At 38.8% G+C, this 25751-nt stretch carries 29 protein-coding genes and 1 pseudogene; all 30 read left to right on the top strand.

All coding sequences use genetic code 11. The features are described 5' to 3' along the window. Positions 1-20: 20 nt before the first annotated feature. The 30 genes and pseudogenes from ACDX78_RS10905 (at position 21) to frr (ending at position 25598) form a co-directional block, all read left to right on the top strand. A complete protein-coding gene (locus ACDX78_RS10905) occupies positions 21-1268 on the top strand; it encodes a flagellar hook-length control protein FliK (protein ID WP_486027791.1) in 1248 nt (415 codons plus the stop codon). Between the two features lie 9 nt (positions 1269-1277). Next, positions 1278-1739 carry a flagellar hook assembly protein FlgD gene (gene flgD, locus ACDX78_RS10900; protein WP_486027802.1) on the top strand — a complete coding sequence of 154 codons (462 nt, stop codon included), beginning with the start codon at positions 1278-1280 and terminating at the stop codon, positions 1737-1739. Positions 1740-1762: 23 nt separating this feature from the next. Beyond that, positions 1763-2139 (top strand): annotated as a pseudogene (locus ACDX78_RS10895) (TIGR02530 family flagellar biosynthesis protein). Between the two features lie 80 nt (positions 2140-2219). Beyond that, positions 2220-3059, top strand: a complete 840-nt coding sequence (flgG, locus tag ACDX78_RS10890; RefSeq protein WP_486027789.1) for a flagellar basal body rod protein FlgG — start codon at positions 2220-2222, stop codon at positions 3057-3059. Positions 3060-3358: 299 nt separating this feature from the next. Beyond that, positions 3359-3577, top strand: coding sequence for a flagellar FlbD family protein (locus ACDX78_RS10885; protein ID WP_486027788.1), 219 nt, complete (start codon positions 3359-3361; stop codon positions 3575-3577). After that, the gene (gene fliL, locus ACDX78_RS10880; protein WP_486027786.1) at positions 3570-3983 is read left to right on the top strand and encodes a flagellar basal body-associated protein FliL; all 414 of its coding nucleotides are present in this window, start codon (positions 3570-3572) and stop codon (positions 3981-3983) included. Before ACDX78_RS10885 ends, fliL begins: the two co-directional genes overlap by 8 nt. Before the next feature lie 40 nt (positions 3984-4023). Beyond that, complete coding sequence (fliM, locus tag ACDX78_RS10875) at positions 4024-5022, top strand: flagellar motor switch protein FliM (RefSeq protein WP_486027784.1); 999 nt, start codon at positions 4024-4026, stop codon at positions 5020-5022. Beyond that, positions 5012-6154 (top strand): flagellar motor switch phosphatase FliY, encoded by a 1143-nt coding sequence (gene fliY / locus ACDX78_RS10870; RefSeq protein ID WP_486027782.1) that lies wholly within the window; start codon positions 5012-5014, stop codon positions 6152-6154. Before fliM ends, fliY begins: the two co-directional genes overlap by 11 nt. A gap of 19 nt (positions 6155-6173) precedes the next feature. Next, entirely contained in the window at positions 6174-6536 is a 363-nt protein-coding gene (locus ACDX78_RS10865; RefSeq protein ID WP_486027780.1) for a response regulator, read from the top strand. 12 nt (positions 6537-6548) lie between these two features. Beyond that, entirely contained in the window at positions 6549-7199 is a 651-nt protein-coding gene (locus ACDX78_RS10860; protein WP_486027778.1) for a flagellar biosynthetic protein FliO, read from the top strand. Further along, positions 7196-7861, top strand: coding sequence for a flagellar type III secretion system pore protein FliP (gene fliP, locus ACDX78_RS10855; protein ID WP_486027776.1), 666 nt, complete (start codon positions 7196-7198; stop codon positions 7859-7861). The genes ACDX78_RS10860 and fliP overlap by 4 nt, the downstream gene beginning before the upstream one ends. A gap of 28 nt (positions 7862-7889) precedes the next feature. Beyond that, a complete protein-coding gene (gene fliQ, locus ACDX78_RS10850) occupies positions 7890-8159 on the top strand; it encodes a flagellar biosynthesis protein FliQ (protein ID WP_486027774.1) in 270 nt (89 codons plus the stop codon). 4 nt (positions 8160-8163) lie between these two features. After that, on the top strand, positions 8164-8943 hold the full coding sequence (gene fliR, locus ACDX78_RS10845; RefSeq protein WP_486027773.1) for a flagellar biosynthetic protein FliR: 780 nt from the start codon (positions 8164-8166) through the stop codon (positions 8941-8943). 1 nt (position 8944) lies between these two features. Next, on the top strand, positions 8945-10024 hold the full coding sequence (flhB, locus tag ACDX78_RS10840; protein WP_486027771.1) for a flagellar biosynthesis protein FlhB: 1080 nt from the start codon (positions 8945-8947) through the stop codon (positions 10022-10024). 19 nt (positions 10025-10043) lie between these two features. After that, positions 10044-12080: a flagellar biosynthesis protein FlhA gene (gene flhA, locus ACDX78_RS10835; RefSeq protein ID WP_486027769.1), complete on the top strand. Its 2037-nt coding sequence runs from the start codon at positions 10044-10046 to the stop codon at positions 12078-12080. Continuing rightward, positions 12077-13198, top strand: a complete 1122-nt coding sequence (gene flhF / locus ACDX78_RS10830; RefSeq protein ID WP_486027767.1) for a flagellar biosynthesis GTPase FlhF — start codon at positions 12077-12079, stop codon at positions 13196-13198. The genes flhA and flhF overlap by 4 nt, the downstream gene beginning before the upstream one ends. Further along, on the top strand, positions 13191-14069 hold the full coding sequence (locus ACDX78_RS10825) for a MinD/ParA family protein (RefSeq protein ID WP_486027766.1): 879 nt from the start codon (positions 13191-13193) through the stop codon (positions 14067-14069). The genes flhF and ACDX78_RS10825 overlap by 8 nt, the downstream gene beginning before the upstream one ends. Then, positions 14066-14698 carry a CheB methylesterase domain-containing protein gene (locus ACDX78_RS10820; RefSeq protein ID WP_486027765.1) on the top strand — a complete coding sequence of 211 codons (633 nt, stop codon included), beginning with the start codon at positions 14066-14068 and terminating at the stop codon, positions 14696-14698. The genes ACDX78_RS10825 and ACDX78_RS10820 overlap by 4 nt, the downstream gene beginning before the upstream one ends. Before the next feature lies 1 nt (position 14699). After that, positions 14700-16703, top strand: a complete 2004-nt coding sequence (locus ACDX78_RS10815) for a chemotaxis protein CheW (RefSeq protein WP_486027764.1) — start codon at positions 14700-14702, stop codon at positions 16701-16703. A 29-nt stretch (positions 16704-16732) separates the two neighbouring features. After that, positions 16733-17203, top strand: coding sequence for a chemotaxis protein CheW (locus ACDX78_RS10810; protein WP_486027762.1), 471 nt, complete (start codon positions 16733-16735; stop codon positions 17201-17203). A gap of 5 nt (positions 17204-17208) precedes the next feature. Continuing rightward, positions 17209-17841: a chemotaxis protein CheC gene (locus ACDX78_RS10805; protein WP_486027760.1), complete on the top strand. Its 633-nt coding sequence runs from the start codon at positions 17209-17211 to the stop codon at positions 17839-17841. After that, on the top strand, positions 17834-18331 hold the full coding sequence (locus ACDX78_RS10800; RefSeq protein ID WP_486027758.1) for a chemotaxis protein CheD: 498 nt from the start codon (positions 17834-17836) through the stop codon (positions 18329-18331). Before ACDX78_RS10805 ends, ACDX78_RS10800 begins: the two co-directional genes overlap by 8 nt. A 72-nt stretch (positions 18332-18403) precedes the next feature. Then, positions 18404-19183 (top strand): FliA/WhiG family RNA polymerase sigma factor, encoded by a 780-nt coding sequence (locus ACDX78_RS10795; RefSeq protein WP_486027757.1) that lies wholly within the window; start codon positions 18404-18406, stop codon positions 19181-19183. 33 nt (positions 19184-19216) lie between these two features. Further along, positions 19217-20593 (top strand): DUF342 domain-containing protein, encoded by a 1377-nt coding sequence (locus tag ACDX78_RS10790; RefSeq protein ID WP_486027756.1) that lies wholly within the window; start codon positions 19217-19219, stop codon positions 20591-20593. A 26-nt stretch (positions 20594-20619) separates the two neighbouring features. After that, entirely contained in the window at positions 20620-20886 is a 267-nt protein-coding gene (locus ACDX78_RS10785) for a hypothetical protein (protein WP_486027754.1), read from the top strand. 523 nt (positions 20887-21409) lie between these two features. Next, positions 21410-21841, top strand: a complete 432-nt coding sequence (locus tag ACDX78_RS10780) for a DUF6115 domain-containing protein (RefSeq protein WP_486027752.1) — start codon at positions 21410-21412, stop codon at positions 21839-21841. A 263-nt stretch (positions 21842-22104) separates the two neighbouring features. Further along, positions 22105-22878 (top strand): 30S ribosomal protein S2, encoded by a 774-nt coding sequence (gene rpsB / locus ACDX78_RS10775; RefSeq protein ID WP_486027751.1) that lies wholly within the window; start codon positions 22105-22107, stop codon positions 22876-22878. 199 nt (positions 22879-23077) lie between these two features. Next, positions 23078-23962, top strand: a complete 885-nt coding sequence (tsf, locus tag ACDX78_RS10770) for a translation elongation factor Ts (RefSeq protein WP_486027749.1) — start codon at positions 23078-23080, stop codon at positions 23960-23962. A 362-nt stretch (positions 23963-24324) separates the two neighbouring features. Beyond that, complete coding sequence (gene pyrH / locus ACDX78_RS10765; protein ID WP_486027748.1) at positions 24325-25047, top strand: UMP kinase; 723 nt, start codon at positions 24325-24327, stop codon at positions 25045-25047. Between the two features lie 2 nt (positions 25048-25049). After that, positions 25050-25598, top strand: a complete 549-nt coding sequence (frr, locus tag ACDX78_RS10760; RefSeq protein WP_486027747.1) for a ribosome recycling factor — start codon at positions 25050-25052, stop codon at positions 25596-25598. The last annotated feature ends 153 nt before the right edge of the window (positions 25599-25751 follow it).

Here is a 25751-nt window from a genome sequence, read left to right as displayed (position 1 = left end):
GATTGAAAGGAGGTGAAAAGATGAACGCAGTTGCAATGTTTCTCCAGCAAATGCAGCTTCCTGTAAAACAAGAGGAACCAATAAAATCATTGGAAGACGATGAAAAACATGCTTTATTCCAATCATTCCTTGCCGGAAGTATGACGGAAGGTATGCTGCATAATGAACAGGAAAGTAATGAAAACAAAGAAGGGGCAATGCTATTGCCATTTCCCCTGAAGATTATTGCGGAAGATGATGGGAATAAAGAAATGATTCATATACTTGATCCGGCATTGATGAATAAAATGTTAACCACAAAGGTTTCAGAAGGAGCGGAACAGCCAGAATTGCAGCGTAATGTTTCTCACGCAGTAAGCAATCCGGAAGATGTGGAGCAGACGGAATTGATGGCGGCATATCAAGCACATATAAATATTTTCCAAGAAGTACAGGAAATATTAACAAAGCTTAATAGGGACCCGGCAAATATGGAAAAAGCGGCTCCAAAATTATTGCAGCTCCTGCAGCAATGGGTGAAGGCAGCCAATCCTGCTGCCCAAAAAGGACTGGAAACAGCATTTACTTCCATTCGTCAAGGAGAAACCAAAGAGCATATGATTTGGAAGGATTTAGTACAAGCTTTTGAAAAGCGGCATCAGTTGGCTTCCAAACAGCAGTATAGTACAAATGCTCTTGTTGCAACGGAAGACATCACCAAATGGTTGAGTAAGGCTATGAAACAGGCACTAAACCCGGAAAGGATCGCTGTGGAGCGTATGCATACACCTTCTTCTTTGCCTATATCACGTATAGCGCAGTATGTTGTGTATGTAAATCAGGGACAAAGTCTGCAAACACAAGGACAGCAGCTCACCGATCAGTTTCAGACAATCCTTAAGTCGAGTGAATTTTTAGCGGCTCCTAATAGTGGAAATCAGTTAATTCTTTCACTAAAGCCTGAAAACCTGGGAGAAATGATGATCCGATTTACACAGGTGAATGGAGAAATGACAGTAAAAATATTAGTCACAACGCAAGCAGCAAAAGAGATGCTGGAAACAAATATGCATCAGCTTAGAAATATGTTCTCACCGCAGCAAGTTGTCGTTGAAAAACAGGATACGCTTATGCAGCAGGGACAAAACACAGAAAAAAGCATGAAAGATGATCTATTGGACGAGCAGAAGCATCAGGAATCCAATGATTCATCAGAGGAAGAAAACGAGCAATCAGAGGATGACTTTGCAGCAAAGTTCGAAGCATTGTTAATGAATGAGGAAGTGTAGGTGAAATTAATGACGACGATTGACCCAACATTATATTTACAAAATCAGCAATCAGGAAGAACGCCAAGTCCAGATTTAGGAAAAGATGAATTTCTTCAAATTCTCATGACTCAATTGCAAAATCAGGATCCGACCAATCCGATGGATGATAGAGAGTTTATTTCTCAAATGGCTCAATTTTCATCGCTGGAGCAAATGATGAATATGACTAACTCCATCGAAACACTGGTGCAAAGCCAGTTAATCTCACCTGTAATTCAATATAGTCATATGATTGGTAAAGAAGTTTCTTACCAGGGTTATGATGAGGAAACAAATGAAGAAACAGGGATTGAGGAAAGTAAAGTAATTGCTGTTAGCCAAAATGAAGGCTGGGCAATATTTGAACTGGAAAATGGTGAAAAAATATATGCGGATGCTGTCTTACAAGTGAATGAAAGCAGTGCAGAAAAGGGAAGTATGGAGGATTAAAATCGTTAAGGAAGTGATCTACTTTGGATCATCGTATTCATCAGGTGCCTCAGCAGCATGCTTTATCAATTCCTGCAGTTAAAAAAACAGAAAAAAGTAACCAGTCAACGAACTTTAAAGACTTATTGGTACAGGAACAGTGGGAGCTGAAAATCAGCAAGCATGCACAGAATAGGCTGGATGAAAGAATATAACTATTAATGAAAATCAGTGGAAAACCATTGAAAATAAAATGTATGAAGCAAAGCAAAAGGGGATAACCGATTCTTTAGTTATTACGAATGAAGCAGCATTACTCGTCAGTGCAAAAAATAACACAGTCGTAACAGCGTTGGACAGGAATGAAGCAACGAGCCGAATTTTCACGAACATAAACGGAACTATTTTAATTAACGAATAGGCTGGACCCTTTTTGGGAGGCCGAACAGCTGTTGAATGAGAGATACGGCTGATAACGTAAAAGAAAAGGGGAATGATCAAATGTTACGTTCGATGTATGCAGGAATTTCAGGTATGAAAGGTTTTCAAACTAATCTGGATGTGATTGGAAATAATATTGCGAATGTGAACACGTCCGGATTTAAAAAAGGCCGGGTTACATTCCAGGATATGATGAGTCAGACAACAAGTGGAGCACAGGGCCCAACAGATACCCGTGGAGGAACAAACCCTGCGCAGGTAGGATTGGGTTCACAACTAGGTTCTATTGATAATATTCACACACAGGGTTTTCGTCAAACAACCGAAAACCCATTGGATCTTGCACTCGAAGGGGATGGAATGTTTATCCTTGAAGCTGATGGCACAACATATTACACGCGTGCGGGAAATTTTTATTTAGATGAGGGTGATGCTGGCGAAGATGGCGCTAGAATCGTGAACCCTGATGGATATTTTCTGCAAGGATTTTCGAATTTAGGTGATGATGAATTTTCAGATACGGTTAGTAACATCATTATTCCGAATGATGCGAGAAGCTTCAGCATTCAAGAAAATGGAAATGTGAATTATGTTAATGCTGCCGGTGAAAATGAGGTAGCAGGACGAATTTCTTTAGCCAATTTTTCAAACCCGGCTGGTCTAGAAAAAGCGGGGAGCAATTTATTTCTTGATTCGGAAAACGCGGGATATAACGGCTCTGTTGCCCCAGGAGACGATGGTACAGGTTCTATCGTCAGTGGCTCACTGGAAATGTCCAATGTCGACTTATCAGAAGAATTCACGGAAATGATTACAGCTCAGCGTGGTTTCCAGGCTAATACAAGAATTATCACCACCTCTGATGAAATACTGCAGGAGCTAGTGAACCTAAAACGTTAATAAGGAGGAGGTTATGAGGCTGGTACAAAACAATTTAAGTGAAAAAAATCCGAACATCCTAAAATTTGTGCTAAAAACCCGCTCCGGAAATATACTTCGCTTTCCACGGTCGGCTGGTGAGCCTTCTCGTGCTGAATCGTTTTTAGGGGGCTCACCGATGCCTTTGTTTCTCGCAAATCTATACGGTGGGGCGAGCATTTAGCGCAGTCCCAGGAGATTTCGTATGTTACCGGAGCTAATGTGTAAAACTTTCGGATTCTGGATCGAAACTCTAGTTTTGTCCCAGCCTCGTCAAAATCATGATTCAATTAACCCGATTAAACGGAGAGCCTTTTACGTTAAATGCATTAATGATTGAACAAATTCAGTCTCTCCCGGATACAACGATAACCCTAAACAATAGTAAGAAGCTCGTTGTGAAGGAAACAGAGGCAGATCTGATTCAATTAATTACTGCCTATTATCAAAAAGTTGGTGTGCAAGGGCAACTGAAGGAGGCAGGAAAGTCAAATGAGTAGATTGGTAAAAACGTTTATTACTTCACTTATCATTATATTACTTGGAGGAACTGCTGCTTTGGTTATCCTGTTATATGGAGAAGAAGAAGCAAGTACTGGGACAACAATTGATGATATAGTGGAACGCTCCTATGAGACGCCTGAAATTACGACAGATTTATCAGATGGAAGCTTCGTCAGGGTTCAATTTCAGGTGATTACCGATGGGGAAGGTGCGAAAGAGGAAATAAGCAAGAGAGACTTTCAAATGAAAAACATTCTGATCAAAGAGCTAGGCACCATGGATGAGGAAGATTTCCGAACTGGATTATCCGACTTGGAAGAAGTGGTAAAGTCAAAATTAAATGAGTTAATGACAGATGGAAATATTGTAGATGTTTATACGATCAGTAAATTAATGCAGTAAATGCATTTGTATTATTACTCCGTGATGGAGGTGAGCTTAAATGGTGGATGAGGTACTTACACAGGGTGAAATAGATGCTTTATTATCTGCTATCAGTTCCGGAGAAATGGATGCCGAAGAAATAAAAAAAGAAGATGAAGAAAAGAAAGTTCGTGTATATGATTTTAAGCGGGCTTTAAGATTTTCAAAAGATCAGATTCGTAGTATCTCAAGAATTCATGAAAATTACGCTAGGCTATTAACCACTTTTTTTTCTGCCCAGCTTCGTACCTATGTTCATATTTCCGTTGCTTCTGTGGATCAGGTGCCATATGAAGAATTTATCCGTTCCATTCCGAAAATGACGGTTTTAAATATATACAGTGTTGAGCCACTGGACGGGCGGCTGATTATGGAAGTGAACCCAAATATAGCCTACGCTATGCTTGACCGTATTTTGGGCGGAAAAGGAGGAGATGTTAGCAAAGCTGACAGCTTAACAGAAATAGAAACAATGTTAATGTCACAGCTTTTTGAAAAGGCAGTTACAAATCTTCGGGAAGCGTGGTCATCCATCGTGGAAATAGACCCGGTGCTGGAGGATTTTGAAGTTAATCCGCAGTTTCTGCAAATGGTATCACCAAATGATACCGTAATCGTCGTATCTATGAACACAACGATAGGAGAAACCAGTGGATTAATCAATATTTGCATACCGCATATTATTTTAGAGCCTATTATATCTAAATTATCTGTGCATTATTGGATGCAAACAGGAACAAAAGAAAGAGATATGGAATCCTATGAAAAGCTGACTGCAAATTTGCAGAATGCGAGGGTTGAGGGGAAAGCTGTATTGGGAGAGACGATGATAACTATTAATGAATTTCTGCATTTAAATACGAACGATGTGATTGCAATGGATCAGCCCATTGATCAGTCATTAACGCTGGAAATAAATGATCAGCCGAAATTTTATGTACAGCCCGGCAGGTATAAAAACAAATTATCTGTGCAGGTGTTGGAGGAAATAAAAGAGGTGAATGAAAATGATGAATGATGGCATTCTTTCTCAGGAAGAAATTGATGCATTGCTTAACGTGAGCGCTGATGCAGATACAGAAGGGGAAAACAAGCAATCAGAAAGTTATTTATCCACTATTGAGGAGGATACGTTAGGCGAAATAGGCAACATATCATTTGGCAGTTCAGCAACAACGCTTTCTACGTTGTTAAAACAAAAAGTAGAAATCACAACGCCATCTGTATCGGTGATCCAAAAAAAGGAAATAGAAGGATTTACTTTTCAGCCCGTAAGTATATATGTCAATTATATTGAAGGCTTTAGCGGAAAAAACGTATTCGTTATTAAAGCGACGGATGCTGCAATCATCGCGAATATTATGCTTGGCGGAGATGGAACCGATCCGGAAGAAGAATTAAACGATATACATATCAGTGCAGTTCAGGAAGCAATGAATCAAATGATGGGTTCAGCAGCAACAAGTATGTCTGCGATATTTGATAAAAAGATAGATATTTCACCGCCAACAATTAAAATGACGGAATCGGAAGCAGATCTGGATATTGCTATAAATGGGGGTCAAGCATTTGTACAAGTTTCCTTTCAATTAAAGATTGGCAGTTTAATTGATTCCAATATTATGCAAATAATGCCAATCAATTTTGCAAAAGACCTGGTAAATCAGTTACTAAGTAATACTGCAGAAGATGAAAAGGGAAAGAATGAAACAGCTGTCACACTGGAACAACCGGAAATTTCAATGGACAATGCACCGGTGGCTGAAAGCGAGCAGGAAATAAATGAAGCATCATCTCAATTTTTAGGTAACTTAGTAGATCAAAAACATGCAAATGTACAGGAGGCAGCCTTTTCTGACTTTGGTGAAGTTGAATTAAATCCATCCGAACAACGGAACCTGGATTTGCTTCTTGATATTCCATTAAAGGTAACAGTTGAGCTTGGACGTACAAAACGGACGATTAAGGATATATTGGATTTGTCTGCAGGATCTATTATTGAGCTTGATAAACTGGCTGGCGAACCGGTGGATATTCTTGTAAACCAGAAGTTAATTGCCAGAGGAGAAGTTGTTGTGATTGATGAAAACTTTGGCGTTAGAGTAACAGATATTGTAAGCAAATCCGATAGATTGAAAAAACTCAAATAGAGATTTAGGGGGATAAATAATGGCAAAACAAATTCTCATTGTAGATGATGCTGCATTTATGCGAATGATGATAAAAGATATTTTAACAAAGAATGGGTTTGAAGTAGTTGGCGAGGCACAGGACGGGGTGCAAGCGGTGGAGAAATATAAAGAGCTGACACCGGATCTTGTAACAATGGATATAACAATGCCTGAGATGGATGGGATCACAGCACTAAAACAAATCAAAGAAGAAAATAACGAGGCGAAGGTAATTATGTGTTCAGCGATGGGACAGCAGACTATGGTTATTGATGCAATCCAAGCAGGAGCACAGGATTTCATCGTTAAACCATTTCAGGAAGACAGAGTCATAGAAGCGATACAAAAAGTGCTGGTTTAAAGACGGGTGAATATGTTGAAAAAACAAATCGTCACCATGATAAGTCTGTTGTTTATTATACCTTTTATTTTTCTTGCAGAGGCAGGAGCACAAACACCGAGTGTGAATGATTGCCTTGAAGCAGATGCCGACTGTGAAGAAGAAATAACACCATTATCAGAGGATGAAGACGCCTCCGAATCGATGGCTGGATTTGATGATTCCAACTCTCTCTTGTTTGATCTCATAAAAATGTTTCTCGCTTTATTATTAGTTCTTGCACTTATCTATATTATGCTGAAGCTGTTAAATAAACGTAATAAAATGTATAACCAAATCAAACATTTGGAAAATCTCGGGGGAATTTCTGTCGGGCAGAATAAGTCCATTCAAATTATTCGCATAGGCGGCAGGTTTTATTTGGTAGGTGTTGGAGACAACGTGGAAATGATGCAGGAAATAACAGATGAAGAGATGAAAGAACAGCTTTTGGAACAAGGGGATGAAGAACCTTTTCAATTAACCACATTGCTTCCCTCCTTTTTACGGAAAAGGGGAGAAAAAAATCCTTACAATCAGGATAGCCAGGATTTTAAAAATCTATTTTCCGATGAACTGAAAAAGCTGAAAAAGAACCGGAAAGATTTAATTGGTCGGAACAACCGGAGGGAAGATGAACAATGAATGAATTTATAGACATGTTTTCCGATTCCGATCCTTCGAATATTTCAACCTCGGTTCAATTGATATTATTATTAACTGTTTTGGCTTTAGCGCCCAGTATTTTAATATTAATGACAAGTTTTACAAGAATTATTGTTGTCTTGTCTTTTGTCAGAACATCGCTGGCAACACAGCAGATGCCTCCTAATCAAGTGTTAATCGGGTTAGCCTTGTTTTTGACTTTCTTTATTATGGCGCCCATATTTTCCGAGGTTTATGACAATGCCCTGCAGCCGTTATTTGACGAAGAAATAACACTTGATGAAGCATACGACAGGGCAAGTGAGCCAATGAAAGAGTTTATGGCTTCTCATACGAGACAGAAAGATTTGGAATTGTTTATGAGCTACGCCCAGCTGGATGAAGTAAGCAGCATACAGGAAATTCCGCTGACAACCCTTGTGCCTGCATTTGCCATTAGTGAATTGAAAACGGCTTTTCAAATGGGTTTTATGATATTTGTACCTTTCTTAATTATCGATATGGCAGTTGCAAGTGTACTTATGTCCATGGGGATGATGATGCTGCCGCCGGTTATGATCTCATTGCCTTTTAAAATATTGCTGTTTGTTCTTGTTGATGGCTGGTATTTAATTACCCATTCCTTGTTGGATGGTTTTTAACGTATTTTATAAAAAGTAGGTGTCAGCTTTGAATAGTCAATTTGTTTTGTCCCTGGCTGAAAATGGGGTCTTCACTATCCTGTTGGTCGTTGGCCCTTTATTAATATTGGCGCTGGCCGTTGGTTTATTGGTGAGTATATTTCAAGCAACAACACAGATACAAGAACAAACGCTTGCATTCATTCCGAAAATCGTTGCTGTCCTATTGGGATTAGTTATTTTTGGACCCTGGATGTTATCCCATATTACTGAATTTACAACAGACTTATTCCAAAATTTAAACCGGTTTGTAGGGTAGTACGATGCTTGAGATGATTAATATTAATAGCTTACCAGTATTTTTGCTCATTTTCGTAAGGGTTATTGCTTTTTTTGTCACACTTCCCTTGTTTTCTTATCGGACAATCCCTGTCCCTTTTAAAGTGGGATTTAGTTTCTTTTTAGCGTGGGTCATGTTTTATACCGTTGATCCTGCTGTCATTAATGTGGACGGAACGTATTTCTTTCTATTGCTAAAAGAAGCGATGGTAGGTCTTTTAATCGGTTTAATTGCCTTTATTATTTTATCTGCGGTACAAATAGCCGGTGGTTTTGTTGATTTTCAGATGGGTTTTGCCATTGCCAATGTGGTTGATCCACAAACAGGAGCCCAAACACCGCTAACGGGACAGTATTTTTATATTTTTGCCTTGCTGTTTTTATTATCGGTGAACGGACATCATTTATTAATAGATGGTATCTTTAACAGTTATCAATTTATACCGATAGACGCTTTTATACCATTTCATCATGGCTCTATTGCCGATTTTGTTATTGATGCATTTAATTATATGTTTCTGATCGCCTTTCAAATGGCCATTCCGATTGTCGGATGCTTGTTTTTAGTGGATGTTGCTTTAGGGATGATAGCGCGTACTGTTCCACAGGTCAATGTATTTGTAGTCGGACTTCCATTAAAAATATTGGTGAGCTTTATCGTAATTTTATTCTTTTTAAGTTTATACATTGTACTTATTGAAAGATTGTTTGAAACGATGTTCCAGGCGATGCGTGGTCTCATGCAATTGTTCGGAGGTGCTTAATTTGTACTTGAACATGGATCTGCAATTTTTTGCAGGTGAGAAAACAGAAAAAGCAACCCCAAAGAAAAAGCAAGACGAGCGCAGAAAAGGAAAAGTTGCAAAAAGTCAGGATGTCAATACTGCTATTTTATTATTATTTTCGTTTATGATATTAATCGTTTTTGGTCCTTTTATGAAAGACATTATGACAACGATGTACACCCATACATTCACTGAATTTATTCATTGGGAAGTTACTGAAAATACGGTGCAGCAAGTATTTACAGGTGCTACGATCGAAGCGGCGAAAATGCTTGCTCCGATTATGCTTATAGCCATTGTTGCCGGGTTTGGTTCAAACCTGTTGCAAATTGGTTTTTTATTCACAATGGAACCGTTAAAATTTGACTTGAAAAAGATCGACCCAATAAAAGGAGCAAAACGGATATTTTCCATTCGGGCTCTGGTTGAATTCTTAAAGTCGATGTTGAAAATAGTTCTTATTGGGACAGTTACCTTTATGGTGATCTGGATTAATAAAGATGAAATGATGATGCTTTCTTTTAAAACGGCTGAAAGTGCGCTTGCTTTTTTTGGCAGAGTGACTGCAATCATGGGTATTGCTGCCACGGTTGCATTATTGTTTTTATCAGTTTTTGACTATGCATACCAGCGATATGATTTCCAGAAAAATATGCGTATGTCCAAACAGGATATTAAAGATGAATTTAAAAACGTTGAAGGGGATCCTTTAATTAAATCCAAATTAAAGGAAAAAAGGCAGCAAATGGCAACAACACGAATGATGAGCGAAGTGCCAAATGCTGATGTGGTTATTACAAACCCTACCCATTTTGCTATCGCTATTAAGTATGATGAAGAAAAGATGAGTGCGCCGTATATAGTTGCCAAAGGAATTGATGAAATAGCATTAAAGGTAAAAGAAGTTGCCAAAGCAAATGATGTTGTAACCGTGGAAAACAGGAGTTTAGCCAGGTCTTTATACGCCTCGGTTGAAATTGGTGATGCGATTCCTGAAGCATTTTTTCAGGCTGTTGCTGAAATTTTAGCCTATGTATATAAGTTGGAAAATAAAGTTTAAGCAATGAGGAGGGTTATTCATGAAAGCCCGAGATATTTCCGTTCTATTAGGTGTTATATTAATCATCATCATGTTAATCATTCCGTTGCCAGGATGGCTTTTAAGTGTCCTCATTTTATGTAATATTTCGCTTGCGCTTATCGTCATTCTCGTTTCCATGAATACACAGGAAGCATTGCAGTTTTCCGTTTTTCCAACGCTCCTTTTGCTCTTGACATTATTTCGCCTTGGATTGAATGTGTCAACAACGCGCTCGATTCTTTCCGATGCCAATGCGGGCGGAGTGGTTGATACGTTTGGTTCCTTTGTAATTGGAGATAACCCTTTCGTCGGTTTTGTTGTTTTTATTATTCTTGTCATTATTCAATTTATTGTTATTACCAAAGGGGCGGAACGGGTGTCGGAAGTATCTGCAAGGTTTACACTTGATGCAATGCCCGGGAAGCAAATGAGTATTGATGCTGATTTAAATGCCGGCTTAATCTCTGAACAAGAAGCAAAAAAAAGACGGGAAAAGGTAGGAGACGAAGCAGATTTTCATGGCTCGATGGATGGAGCAAGTAAATTTGTAAAAGGAGACGCGATCGCAGGAATCATTATAGTTTTAATTAATATTATTTTTGGTCTTATTATTGGCATGGTGCAATTTGATTTGTCATTCCAGGAAGCAGTCAATACATTTATGCGGCTTACAGTAGGTGATGGGCTGGTAAGTCAAATACCGGCACTCCTTATAGCTACAGCAACGGGGATAGTGGTGACCAGAACTGCTACGACCGGCAATTTGGGAACAGAAGTAACCGGTCAGCTACTGCAGTATCCTAAGTTGTTATTTATTGCAGCAGGTACTATTTTTTTCATTGGGTTAACACCGATAAACTTTTTCCTTACCACAGTACTAGCAGGCATATTAGCACTAAGCGGGTATTTCCTGTTGAAGCAATCAACTGATGAAGAGCCGGAATTGAATGAAGAGGCAGAAGATCAGGCGGAAAGCACATCCATGAAAGAAACGGATAATGTGATCAATTTATTGAATGTGGATCCGATAGAGTTTGAATTTGGTTATGCATTAATACCGATTGCAGACACGAACCAGGGAGGAGATCTGCTGGACAGAATTATTATGATTCGCAGACAATTGGCAATTGAACTTGGGATGGTTATCCCTGTAGTAAGAATTCGGGACAACATTCAACTGGAGCCGAATGAATATCGGCTGAAAATTAAAGGAAATGTGGTTGCATCAGGTGAACTGTTATTGGATCATTATCTGGCCATGTCGCCGGATATGGATAATGATGAAATAGAAGGAATAGAAACGAATGAGCCTGCATTTGATTTGCCGGCAAAATGGATTAATGGAGAGATGAAGGATGAAGCGGAATTATTGGGATATACAGTGGTAGACCCCGCGTCGGTTGTTTCCACTCATCTTACGGAAGTAATTAAACAACATGTCCACACTTTACTTGGAAGACAGGAAACGAAGCAATTAATTGATCATATAAAAGAAAGTTACCCTATTTTGATCGAAGAAGTTACACCCGAGCCGCTTTCCGTGGGTGATGTCCAAAAGGTGCTCGCTAAATTGCTGAAAGAAAATGTGTCCATTCGGAATCTGCCGGTGATTTTTGAAACACTTGCAGACTTTGCCAAACTGACCAGCGATACAGACTTATTGGCTGAGTATGTGAGACAAGCACTATCGGCACAAATAACCAGGCAATATGTACAGGATAATGCTTCCCTAAAGGTAATTACTGTCACAGGAAAAGTAGAAAAAATGATTGCAGAGAGTATCCAGCAAACTGAACACGGCAATTACTTGTCCCTGGATCCGGATGATCAGCAGCAAATCATAAATATCATTCATGAAGAAGTGGAAAAAGTGGCTATTCAGCAAGATACAGCTGTCGTATTATGCTCCCCTGCTATCCGAATGTATTTAAAGCAATTAATTGAAAGATTTATGCCGCAAGTGGTCGTACTTTCCTATAATGAACTGGAACCAAATATCCAGGTACAAAGTGTAGGGGTGGTGAATGTCGCATGAAGGTAAAAAAGTATGCAGCAGCTACGATGCCTGAAGTGATGAAACAAATAAGAAATGAACTCGGACCAGAGGCAGTCATATTAAACTCCAGAAAGGTCAAGCATGGCGGTTTCCTTGGTTTGAAAAAGAAAAGCCGCATCGAGGTAGTAGCTGCACTGGATCCCCAGCCGTTAAAAGAAAATAAACAGGAGTTAAAGCAAGCAGCAGCAAGTGTGCTTCCTGATGAAAAAAGTAAAATTACTTATCCAAATGACCATATTTTAAATGAGATTTATGTATTAAAGAAGATGATACATCAATCAACTTCCGATAAAACCAAGTATCCGGCGGAATACCAGCGCGTGTATATGCAATTGCTTGAACAGGAAGTTGAAGAAACTGTTGCTAATAAGATACTTGATCAAGTTGTGAAACATCATGACTCAGAGAATATTGAGCCTTCTTATAAAAGGATTCAACAGGATGTGAAAACAGAAATCCTGAATCAATTGAAAAATCTTTCCTTTCAGCCTATTTCAACTGAGCAAAAGATCGTACATTTTGTTGGGCCGACTGGGGTTGGGAAAACAACTACTATTGCAAAAGTTGCTGCCGAGCGTATTTTAAAAGAAGGAAGAAAAGTTGCTTTTATTACAACAGACACATACAGAATTGCCGCAATTGAGCAGTTAAAAACATATGCGAAGATCTTACAAGTTCCGGTTAAAGTAGCTTATACAAAAGAAGATTATATACATGCTGTTCATACATTTGCAGACTATGATTATATTCTGGTGGATACGCCAGGAAGAAACTTCCGTGAAAAGAAATATGTCAATGCGTTAATTCAAAGTATCAATACCGATTTTTCTATTAATATGTATCTTGTATTATCTTTAACGGCAAAATCAAATGATAATCTGGAGATTTATGATCAATTTCAGCACTTGCCAATTAATCAGGTTATTTTCACTAAAGCTGATGAAACAAGACAATATGGCAGCATGCTTAATATGACACTTGAAAAAAATATGGGAATAGCATATATAGCCAACGGGCAGGATGTGCCTGATGATTTAATGGAGGTAACCCCTGAATTAATTTCAGACTTTGTTTTAGGTGGAATTCATGATGAATGACCAGGCAGAGAATCTACGCCGCCGTCTGCAAATGAAATATAACCCGAGACAAGCAAAAACACTATCTATCATTAGCGGGAAAGGTGGTGTAGGCAAATCGAATGTCGCACTAAACTTCTGTTTACAGCTGATAAATCATCAAAAAAAAGTATTGCTGTTTGATTTAGACTTCGGTATGGGGAATGTGGATATTTTACTCGGATTACATCCAAATAAAACGATTATAGATATGTTTCACGAACAGCTGCCGATTTACGATGTTATTGAGGAAGGACCAGGTGGATTAGCCTATATCGCCGGTGGTTCCGTCTTAAGCAGCTTATTTAAGACAGACTCGAGGATGATGGATTATTTTTTTGATCAGTATGAACAATTAATCAATATGTATGATTATATTATTTTTGATATGGGAGCAGGCGTATCCGAAGAGAGCATCCGGTTCATTTTACCATCAGATGAATGTATTGTAGTTACAACGCCGGAGCCAACATCTATTACAGATGCCTATGGGATGATTAAGTATATTTTATCATATAATCCATCCATGCCGCTCCATGTTGTGATGAACAGGTCACAGACAGAAAAAACCGGTTATGAAGCTTTGAAACGGTTTAAAAAAGTCGTTGGGCAATTTCTAAAAGCAGATATTGAGCTAATGGGGACACTTCCGGAAGATAAAACCGTACCAAGATCCGTGATGAACCAGACACCATTTATACTTTATAATGCTAGGTCGCCAATTGCCAAAGCAATGAATAAACTGACCAAAGCATACGTTAGCGGGCAGCAAGGTATTACGAAAGAAAATGTAACATTTGTACAAAAGCTAAAACAACTATTTGACGAGAGGGAAAAAGGAAAAATGCGATGATTAAAAATGAAGCAGAAATAAAATCACCTGCATTTGAGCAGACAATTATAGCGATTGGTACTTCTACCGGAGGACCTAGAGCACTTGAGGCGGTATTGTCTCAGCTGCCGGATAAATTACCTTCTCCTATTTTAATTGTTCAGCATATTCCGGCCGGCTTTACTAAATCATTGGCAGAGAGACTTAACAGTCGGGTCCCGTTTACAGTGAAAGAAGCTATAGACCAAGAAGTAATACATAATAATACAGTCTACATCGCACCTGGTGACTTTCACATGAAAGTGAGGAGTAGAAGAAACAAGGAACTGGTACTTGAATTATCAAAAGAAGCTCCTTTACGGGGCCACCGTCCATCAGCAGATATATTATTTTATTCTATTGCTAATCTTCCTAACCAAAATAAAGTCGCAGCTGTTTTAACTGGAATGGGAAAAGACGGTGCTGAAGGAATAATTAAGTTAAAAAATAAAGATCCAAATTGCGTAATAATTGCTGAGTCAGAGGAAACAGCTATTATCTATGGCATGCCTAAAGCGGCTGTAAATACAAACTGTGTAGATCATGTGCTACCGTTATCCCAAGTCGGAAGGATAATAACAAATATCATTTTTAAAGCGGGAGGGAAATAGCGTGGAAACAGCAGATTATTTAGGTGTTTTTATTGATGAGAGCAATGAGCATATTAACGTTTTATACGATCAGCTGATGGAATTGGAGAATAATTCTAGCGACAGCAGTATTATTGATGAAATATTTCGTGCTGCTCATACATTAAAAGGCATGTCAGCAACAATGGGCTATAGTGATCTGGCGAATTTAACACATAAAATGGAAAATATATTTGATGGGTTAAAGTATGACAGAATCAAAGTAAATACGGATATGCTGGATATCATGTTTGAAGCAGCAGATCATTTGAATGAGATGATGGAAGATATTTCATCCGGCGGAAAAGGAGAAAAAAATATTGCGCAAGTTGTTTCGCAATTGGGAGCGATAGAAAATGGGGAGCAGCTTCATTCTATTCCTGAAAATAAAGAAGAGGAGGAACTCAAAACGATTCTTGGACTTCATTTGGATGACATAGAATTATCCATTTTAAATGAAGCAAAAGAGCGCGGATTCGCCAATTTTGAAATAACTGTGACTTTAAGGCAAGATTGCTTGCTTAAAGGCGCCCGGGTGTTTATGGTATTCGAAGTGTTAGAGAAGCTTGGAGAAGTGATTAAATCAGTACCCTCCGTAAATGACTTGGAGGAGGAGAACTTCGACCAGCGTTTTACTCTCTTGTTTGTTTCTCAGGCAAATACAAATGAAATTAAAGAAAATATTAATAAAGTATCGGAAATGGAATCTGTCACTGTCGATTCATTTTCCGTAGATCATTATAAAAAAGAACAGGAAAATAAAATACAGGACGATACAATAGGTAGTGACACACAGCCGGAATCTGCCACTCAAAAGACACCTGTCAAAAGCAATAAAAAACAAACAATACGGGTTCATAGTGATAAGCTTGATGTATTAATGAATTTGTTTGAAGAACTGGTGATTGATAAAGGGCGGCTGGAACAGATTTCCAATGAACTGAATCACAAAGATCTGAGAGATACGGTGGAGCATATGACACGTGTGTCCGGTGACCTGCAGGATATTATACTTACAATAAGAATGGTTCCGATTGACCATGTATTCAATCGGTTTCCACGCATGATCCGCCAGCTGGCAAAAGATTTACATAAAAATATTGATGTGGATATAAAAGGGGCAAATACAGAACTGGATCGAACGGTGATCGATGAAATTGGTGATCCGCTTGTTCATTTAATTAGAAATGCTATTGATCATGGAATTGAACATCCTGAAGAAAGAGCTGCAAAAGGAAAGCCAGAACAAGGAACTATTAAACTGGATGCTTATCATAGCGGAAATCATGTCTTTATTCAAATATCAGATGATGGTGCAGGAATAAATAAGGAAAAGGTCTTAGAGAAGGCAATAGCTAATGGTGTGATCGACCGGGAAAAGTCATTATTATTAAATGACAGGCAAATTTTTGAATTAATTATGGAGAGCGGTTTTTCCACCGCGGAAGCTGTCTCTGATATTTCCGGCAGGGGTGTCGGGCTGGATGTGGTGAAAACAACCATAGAATCTTTAGGAGGCAGTATTACCATTGATGCCCAGAAGGATAAAGGGTCCGTCTTTTCCATCCAGCTACCGCTGACATTGACGATTGTCTCTGTATTGCTAGTAGAGCTGGGAAAGGAAAAATATGCTGTACCGCTATCAACAATAATTGAAACCACTATTATACATAAAGATCAGGTAAAATCGCTGCATACGAAAAAAGTAATTGATTTTCGGGGGAATATTGTTCCGCTCGTATTCTTAAATGATACTTTCTCCGTTTCTGGAAGTAGGCTTGATAACAGCGAATATATTTCAGTTGTAATTGTAAAGAAAGGGAAGAAATTGGCAGGCTTAGTTGTTGATTCACTTATCGGTCAGCAGGAAATTGTCCTAAAGTCGCTGGGAAATTACTTAAATCATACTTTTGCCATATCAGGGGCAACAATTCTTGGAGAAGGGAAAATAGCTTTAATTATTGATAGTAATGCATTGGTTAAATAATCTTTAATAAAAAAGCGGGGGGCACTAGCATGGAAAATGAAAAAGCAAACGAGAAAAAAGTGATTGTTTTTCAACTGGAATCGGAAGAATATGCCATTTCTGTACAGCAGGTAGGCTCTATTGAACGCATTCAGCCAATTACGAGAGTACCGCAAACAGAAGCTTTTGTTAAGGGAGTTATAAACCTGAGAGGTGTCATTACACCGGTTATTGATATTCGTATCCGCTTCGGTTTGGAAGAAAAGGAATATACGGAATCCAGCCGGATCATTATTGTGTATTTAAATGAAATGGAAGTTGGATTGATCGTTGATTCAGCGAATGATGTAGTAGATATTCCCGAAAATACGATTGAGCCGGCACCGGGAATGATAGGTGCAGTTGAGACGGATTATATTGAAGGCGTTGCAATATTGGCTGACAGACTTCTTATATTACTTGATTTACAAAAGGTACTGACATTTGAAGAAATGAAGGATTTAAAAACAGTGGAAGGATAATCTACATGAATTTTACTTATCTCACAACTGTCCAAAGGGATGTATTAAAAGAAATAGGAAATATTGGAGCGGGAAATGCTGCTACGTCAATGTCAAAATTACTGGATAAAAAAATAGATATGCAAGTACCAAATGTAAATGTAGTAGATTTTGACGAAATGATGGATATGATCGGCGGGCATGAACAATTAATTACAGCTCTTTTCTTTCGCATAGAGGGAGAAGCACCAGGGACAGTATATTTTATTTTAAGTGTGGAAGAGGCGCAGCATTTGGTTGGTGCAATAACAAAGCAAAGCGGTTACAGGCTATTGGGAGAGAATTTTGATGAAATGGCTGTTTCTGCGCTGCAGGAAACAGGTAACATTTTAACTAGTGCGTATTTATCTGCGCTATCTGATTTTACGAATTTAAATATGCAGCCTTCCATACCCTATTTAAGTATTGATATGGCCGGTGCCATTTTAACAGCCGGGATAGTTGAACTCTCCCAGGTAACAGATTATGCCATTATTATTAATACAAGGATTAACCATCATGACAGTAAAAAAGATATACAAGGAAATTTCTTTCTCATACCAGACCCTGCCACTTTAGAAAAATTATATGTATCTTTGGGAATCAATGACCATGAATGAGACACAGACCACCATTAAAGTAGGGATAGCAGATTTGAATTTTGCAAAAAAACCTGATCATTTACGGACCTCAGGATTGGGTTCATGTGTCGGTCTTGTAGTATATGATGCAATGGCAGGCATTGCAGGATTAGCACATATTTTGCTGCCTGATTCAAGTCTGGCAAGGCAAAAGGAGATCAATATATATAAATATGCAGATACTGCTGTGCCATTTTTAATTGATCAGTTAATAAAAAAAGGTGCTTTGACAGACAGACTTAAAGCAAAGGTAGCAGGCGGTGCCCAAATGTTTCAATACACTTCCAAGTCAAATATGATGCGAATTGGTCCAAGAAATATAGAGGCTGTCAAAGAAAAATTACGTGAATACCGAATTCCGGTAATCGCGATGGATGTAGGCGGAAATGAAGGCAGAACCATAGAATTTGATACGTTTACGCATGATTTGAAAATCAGAAAAATTAACCATGAAGAATTTTACATCTAGTCAATGGAAAAAACGTCCGAATTGAAAAAACTGAGAAAAAGGCTGAAAAGTGGTAAGAAAGGGGGAGCAAGCGTGAAAATAAACAACCCTCAACAGGAAGTAAAACGCTGGGATAACTGGTTGGAACACGGAGATGAACAAGCCGCTAATATACTAATCCAACAATATATGCATTTAGTAAGCTATCATGTGGAAAGGATATCCAGCCACTTACCGGCAAGCGTAAACAAAGACGATATCAAAAGTTTTGGTCTCATCGGTTTATATGATGCGATAAAAAAGTTTGAACCGAAGAGAGAACTGAAATTTGACACTTATGCATCCTTCCGTATCCGTGGAGCCATTATGGATGGTCTGCGAAAGGAAGATTGGATACCAAGATCATTAAGAGACAAAATAAAAAAGGTCGAAAAAGTAACGCAGGAACTTGAACAGCTTTACGAGCGTAAACCAACAATGGAGGAAATTGGTCAAAAGGCAGGTTTGGAAAAAAAAGAAGTCGAAGCTATCATCAGAGATTCATTGTTTTCCAACATATTATCTATGGAAGAAAATCCGTCTGATGGAAAATCTGAATTAAGAGAAGGGATTGGTTATGCCGTCCCGGATAAACAGACAATTTCACCGGAAGACCAGCTCATTTCCGATGAATTAAATAATGAATTGGCTGAGGGAATTCAAGCCTTAAATGAAAACGAGAAAATGGTAATCAGTCTTTTTTATCATGATGAATTAACATTAACCGAAATTGGAAAGGTTCTTGGTTTAACAACATCCCGCATCTCCCAGATACACAAAAGATCTATTGTTAAGTTAAGAGATTCGCTTAGGAAAATTCAGGCTTATCAATAACAATAATTTGTACAGAACAAAGGGGGAGGACCTATGGTTAAACTCCATGATATTTTACAGATAGACATTTCCGGTGACCGGATGCTGGCCGAAGTCCGATTAAAAGATACAGATATACATGAAGAATTTAATATGAATGAGCATGATGTACGCCAATTGCTGAAAGACTATAATATTAATACTGGCATTGATGATGAAACAGTCCGGCTGCTTTATTCTGAACCGACAAAAGATGTATTTCCTATTGTCATTGCAAAAGGGACTCCTCCTATTCACGGGGAGGACGGAAAAGTAAACTTTATGACAAATATCCATCCAACTGAAATAGATCGTACGAAAGGGTGGAATTTCCGTGACGTCATGCGTATCCCATCACTGAAAAAGGGTGAAAAAATTGCCGATATCATATTGCCTACCGATGGAGAAAATGGCAGAGATATACATGGCAATATCCTGCAGGCAAAAAAAGGAAAACCATCGAATATAAAGGCCGGGAAGAATGTAGTGTTTCGGGAAAAAAGTCTGGCTTTTTATGCCGTAATTAATGGACAGTTAAATGTCAGCGGAAGAAATATTCATATCCAGCCTGTATATGAAGTAAGTGAAACATTGTCCATGAAGGAAGGGAATCTTGAATTCACAGGTACCATCATTATTCACGGGGATGTACCGTCCGGATACACTGTAAAAGCAGAAGGCGATATTAAAGTATTTGGCATGGTGGAAGCAGCAACTATCATTTCAGGCGGGTCTATTTTCATAGCGGAAGGACTGGCAGGTCAAAAAAATGGTATTATACAAGCAGAAGAGTCCATTCGTCTTGGTTACATTAATCAAGGAGAAGCTGTAGCGGGAAATGATTTATATGCAGAGAACTCAATCATACATAGTATTTGCAGCGTGAAAAATCATGTTTTTTGCCAAAGAGGAAATATCATTGGTGGTTTTTTATCGGTAGGAAAATCCCTGGAGGCAAGAGATATAGGTACTCGTTTTGGCACAAAGACAGAAATCATCTTTGGCATAGATAAAACTTTACATATTCAGGAAGAAAAACTATTAATAAAGAAAAAAGAATTGCAGGATACAATAAAAAAATTAACTGTATTAGGTGAAAAATTAAAACAGCAGGCTAGCAGTGAGAACCCAAAATCACGGATTATGCAGCTCAAACAAAGGAATTCCTATACAAAAGCAAAAGAAAAATTATCCGAAACTGAAACATTACTCGGAGAATTAAATGCACAAATCGGAAGTGAAGCTGAAGCAGAACTCATCGTCAACAATTATCTGTTTAACCAGGTTACTGTTGCTTTTGGCAAATATAAACGTATAATTAATACAGATTATCATTATGTTAAGATGTTTCTGCGGAAAAATGAAATAATTATAGAACCTTTATTTCATTAAAAGAGTCTTAGTATTCTATAAGGGAAGTGTCCCTATTGGGGTGGAAATCAATAAAAATGCAAGTTGCATTTCCGAGGACACAGGATGCGGGTAAACTTCAAGAGCAAATAGGAAAGCAACATCAGCATTTTCAGGAATCATTTACAGCAAATCAAGAACAAAAGCGGAAGCGCCCGTTTAGCGACGTACGGACTGCGCCTTGGGGCTACGGTACAGTGGTTCCTCGCCCCACCGTAAAGATCGGCCATGCCAGGTGGATCAGTGTTGCCGTGCAAAGCGGCGGTTTTAACTGAACATTCTTTCCGTAGGAGATAAAGGAAACATGCCCCCACATTGGGGGTATGCCGACGTTGGCCGGCAAGGCCGTAGTTAGTCGGCCTTCCTTTACCCGTAAGGAGTCGATGTTGACTTATCGGAGGATGTTCGGTTAAAAACGCGACGTCCTGGGACTACGGTACAGTAGTTCCTCGCCCCACCAAAACCTCATGTCGCAACACCGAACTGACCTGCATCTTGCAGGCCCGAGGTGAAGGAAGTCGCGCTAGTCGCTGGGCGCTGGAGCTGGCCGTGGCTAAATTACATTACCAATTTATCCACAGATCACAAATTTTATAATTTCCTAGACGTTTAAAGCAGGAAGAACTGAAGCGTAAACCAGTAAATGAATTTGAACGTATTAAACTTCTTAATAATAAGCAAAGGGATATTGATTAGGTTTTACAGAATGAAGTAGAAAAGAAAAAATCCCAACTTGAGAAGAAATTTGACCATTTTTATTTAGGCAAAAAGATTGATTTTAACGGATAGAGGGATTTCATGGTTTCATTTGTACTTATTATCAGTTTTTTAATACATATTGTAACTTTTGCGGCAATTTACCAATTACTCAGGCAAATTCAAACGATCAAACAATCTGATACGAGTGATATACAGGAAGTTTTAGCAACGTACCTGCAGGAAATCAGAGAAGAAAACAACCGGCTGCAGCAAGCAGTTTTGAAAGATCGGCCCAATGAGCAGGAACAGCTTGCACAAACTACGGCCAACCCTGACCTCACCATAGAGAAAACAACACCTGAAGAAAGTGATATATATGAAAATGTAAAAAAAGATTATATGGAAACATCAACCCATTCCCGAATTCTGCAATTACATGATAAAGGGCATTCTGAATCAGAAATAGCACAGAAATTAAATTGCGGAAAAACGGAAGCAGCACTTATCATTAAATTATACGGGAAAAAATAATGATGATTTATATACGGCAAATTATGACTTTTAGACAAATGCGATCATAAAAAGGTATAATTCCTGCTGATTTTTCTTTTTTTACTTGATTACAGTTAGCCGTTATGATATATTATTTTTTGGTGTAAACACTTGGTTTATGAATAATGAGCCGGTAATAAAATACACACGCCCGGGGATTTGTATAGAAGGTGCCGTTTAATATTTGGTCTCTAACACAATATGAACCGGTCGGAGGGAAAAAACCATAAGGAGGAAGAAAGATGTCAGCAATTTCAATGAAACAATTACTTGAGGCTGGTGTACATTTTGGACACCAGACGCGCCGTTGGAATCCGAAGATGAAAAAGTATATCTTTACGGAGCGTAATGGCATTTATATCATTGACCTGCAAAAAACAGTTAAAAAGGTCGATGAAGCATACAATTATGTAAAAGAGCTTGCAGCAAACGGAGGTACCCTTCTTTTTGTCGGTACAAAAAAGCAGGCCCAGGATTCTGTCAGGGATGAAGCTACCCGTTCAGGAATGTACTATGTAAACCAGCGCTGGCTGGGCGGTACATTGACAAATTTCCAGACAATCCGCAAACGTATTAATCGTCTCAAAGACATTGAGCGTATGGAAGAAGACGGTACGTTTGAAGTACTGCCGAAAAAAGAAGTTGTTGAACTGCTGAAAGAAAAAGACCGTTTAGTCAAGTTTCTTGGGGGAATCAAAGAAATGGATAGGCTGCCTGATGCTTTATTCGTTATCGATCCCCGTAAAGAGCGCATCGCGATCGCAGAAGCACATAAATTAAATATTCCTATTATCGGCATTGTAGATACGAACTGCGACCCGGATGAAATCGATTATGTAATTCCTGCAAACGATGATGCTATTCGTGCAGTAAAACTATTGACTTCAAAAATGGCAGATGCTATTTTAGAAGTGAAACAGGGTGAAGAACTGGAAGAAGCAGAGGCTGTTGAAACGGAAGTGGAAACTGTAAACACTGGCGAAGAAAATGAAGCTTCAGAAACAAAAGAGGTTTAACTATTAAAAAGGGAGGGTGATAAGAGGATAAGAACCTTTTATCACCTTTTTTCGCAGAGAAGAAGTATAAAACTTCCATAACTGCATAAATGCAAGGGCTTTTAGGTTATACCCTTGCGGTATGAGGGCTTTCCTCGTTTGGGCAATATGCCCAGTTTTCTAAAAGTAAAAGTTTGAAAGAAACAAGGAGGATTTAATGATGGCAATTACCGCAAAAATGGTGAAAGAGCTGCGCGAAAAAACAGGTGCAGGTATGATGGACTGTAAAAAAGCACTCCAAGATACAGATGGAGATATTGATAAAGCGATTGATTATTTACGCGAAAAAGGGATGTCCAAGGCAGCTAAAAAAGCAGACCGTATCGCTGCAGAAGGGCTTACACATGTGGAAACAAAAGATAATACTGCAGTATTACTTGAGGTGAACTGCGAGACTGATTTCGTAACTAAAAATGATCAGTTCAAGCAATTACTTTCCGAAATTGGCAAGCATTTAGTTGATCAAAAGCCTTCAACTGTGGAAGAAGCTTTGGAGCAGACAGTGCAGGGCTCCGAAGATACATTGGAATCTTTTATTAATGCTGCTATTGCAAAGATAGGTGAAAAAATTTCTCTGCGTCGTTTTACTATTTTTACAAAAACGGATGAGGATACATTTGGAGAGTACCTTCACATGGGCGGAAGCATCGGCGTGCTGACATTATTGGCAAGTACAAGTGATAAGGAATTAGCTAAAGATATTGCGATGCATGCGGCAGCTATTAACCCGCGTTATATTTCCCGTGAAGATGTCGAACAAGGTGAGGTTGACCGCGAGCGGGAAGTGCTGAAATCACAAGCACTGAACGAAGGGAAACCGGAAAACATTGTGGAAAAAATGGTAGAAGGACGTCTAGGTAAATTCTTTGAAGAAATTTGTTTATTAGAGCAAAATTTTGTGAAGGATCCTGATCAGAAAGTAAAAAAATATGTTGCTGATAAAGGAGCATCCGTTAAAACTTTTGTTCGCTATGAAGTAGGCGAAGGTATGGAAAAGCGTGAAGAAAACTTTGCTGATGAAGTAATGAGTCAAATTAAAAAATAAAATTTAAATGGGCCGGGACAAAACAATCCAAACCCAAGGAGAATCCGAACTTTCGTGCACACCACTCGCACCGGCAACATACTTCGTTTTCACCACGGGCACAAGGGCGACGTCCGTTCAAACTCCCTTTGGTCGTTTTCTCGGTTTCTTCTTTGCCGCGGGTGGCTGGTGAGCCTCCGCGCGCTACCTTAGCTTACGGGTTCTCACCGAGGCCATTCCTCCCGCTGGAGTCTTCGTATGTTGCCGGAGCTAATGTGTAAAACTTTCGGATTCTGGTACGTAATGCTAATTTTTGTCCCAGTCTCTTTAACAATAAACCATCAAAGGCGACCATAAAAAAACAAGTTTCTATGGAGGTTATTATGACAACAGCTCGTTACCGTAGAATAGTACTTAAACTAAGTGGAGAAGCTTTAAGCGGTGAACACGGTTCGGGAATAGGACCCAAAATTATTCAGTCCATTGCATTACAGGTGAAAGAAGTTGCAGAACTCGGTGTTGAAATTGCCATTGTTGTTGGCGGGGGCAATATTTGGCGCGGAAAAGTCGGAAGTGAAATGGGAATGGATCGGGCAACAGCAGACTACATGGGAATGCTTGCCACTATTATGAATTCACTGGCTCTTCAGGATGGCCTTGAAAAGATCGGCATTCCAACAAGAGTACAAACATCGATTGAAATGCGTCAGGTTGCAGAACCTTACATAAGGAGAAAAGCCATTCGCCATTTGGAAAAAAAGCGTGTTGTCATTTTTGCAGCAGGTACCGGGAATCCATACTTTTCTACAGATACAACTGCTGCTTTACGTGCTGCAGAAATAGAAGCAGAAGTTATTTTGATGGCAAAAAATAATGTTGATGGTGTATATACAGACGATCCAAAAGTGAATAAAAATGCGAAGAAATATGAGCGTCTTTCCTACATGGAAATGTTAAATGAAGGATTGGGCGTAATGGATTCAACCGCTTCTACCTTATGTATGGATAATGATATTCTGTTAAAAGTATTTTCAATTACGGAAGAAGGCAATATTAAAAGAGTTGTGCAAGGTGAAGAAATTGGAACAACAATAAGGGGGAAATAATGATGGCGGATCAAATTAAAAAGCAAATGAAAGACAAAATGAGCCAAGCTGTCCAGGCTTTTTCCAGGAATTTGGCAACTGTACGCGCAGGAAGAGCAAATCCCAGCCTTCTGGACAACGTGCATGTAGATTATTACGGTGCCTCAACCCCATTAAACCAACTCGCATCTGTGGGCGCGCCAGAGGCAAGGCTGCTTGTAATTACACCTTATGATAAGTCAGCAGTAGGAGATATTGAAAAAGCTATTCAAAAAGCTGATTTAGGTCTGTCACCATCCAGTGACGGAAATATTATCCGAATTAATATCCCTGCTCTTACGGAGGATAGACGTAAAGAATTAGTGAAAGTAGTAGGTAAATATGCTGAAGAATCACGTGTCCAGGTCAGAAATGTCCGTCGTGAAGCAAATGATCAGCTGAAAAAGATTTCTGATCTGGCAGAAGATGAATTGAGAAGTGCTCAGGATGTTGTGCAGAAAGTGACAGATGAGCACATTAGAGAAATCGATGAGCTTGCTAAAAATAAAGAAATAGAAATCATGGAAGTTTAGCCGAATACCATGTAAAATAAATATACTCGCCCTCTTATATAAGGGGGCTTTTGTATTCTTTTATGAAAATCGTTATAATAAAGAAGGATTTTCATGATATAATAATGTTTCATTATGCTTAGTAATTCACTCATAATGAAATTGAATGTTTAT

This window comes from Virgibacillus oceani (assembly GCF_041521345.1).
GTDB lineage: Bacteria > Bacillota > Bacilli > Bacillales > Amphibacillaceae > Virgibacillus_N > Virgibacillus_N oceani_A.
Note: the sequence above shows the minus strand (reverse complement) of the source record. Positions and strands in the feature narration are given on the sequence as shown.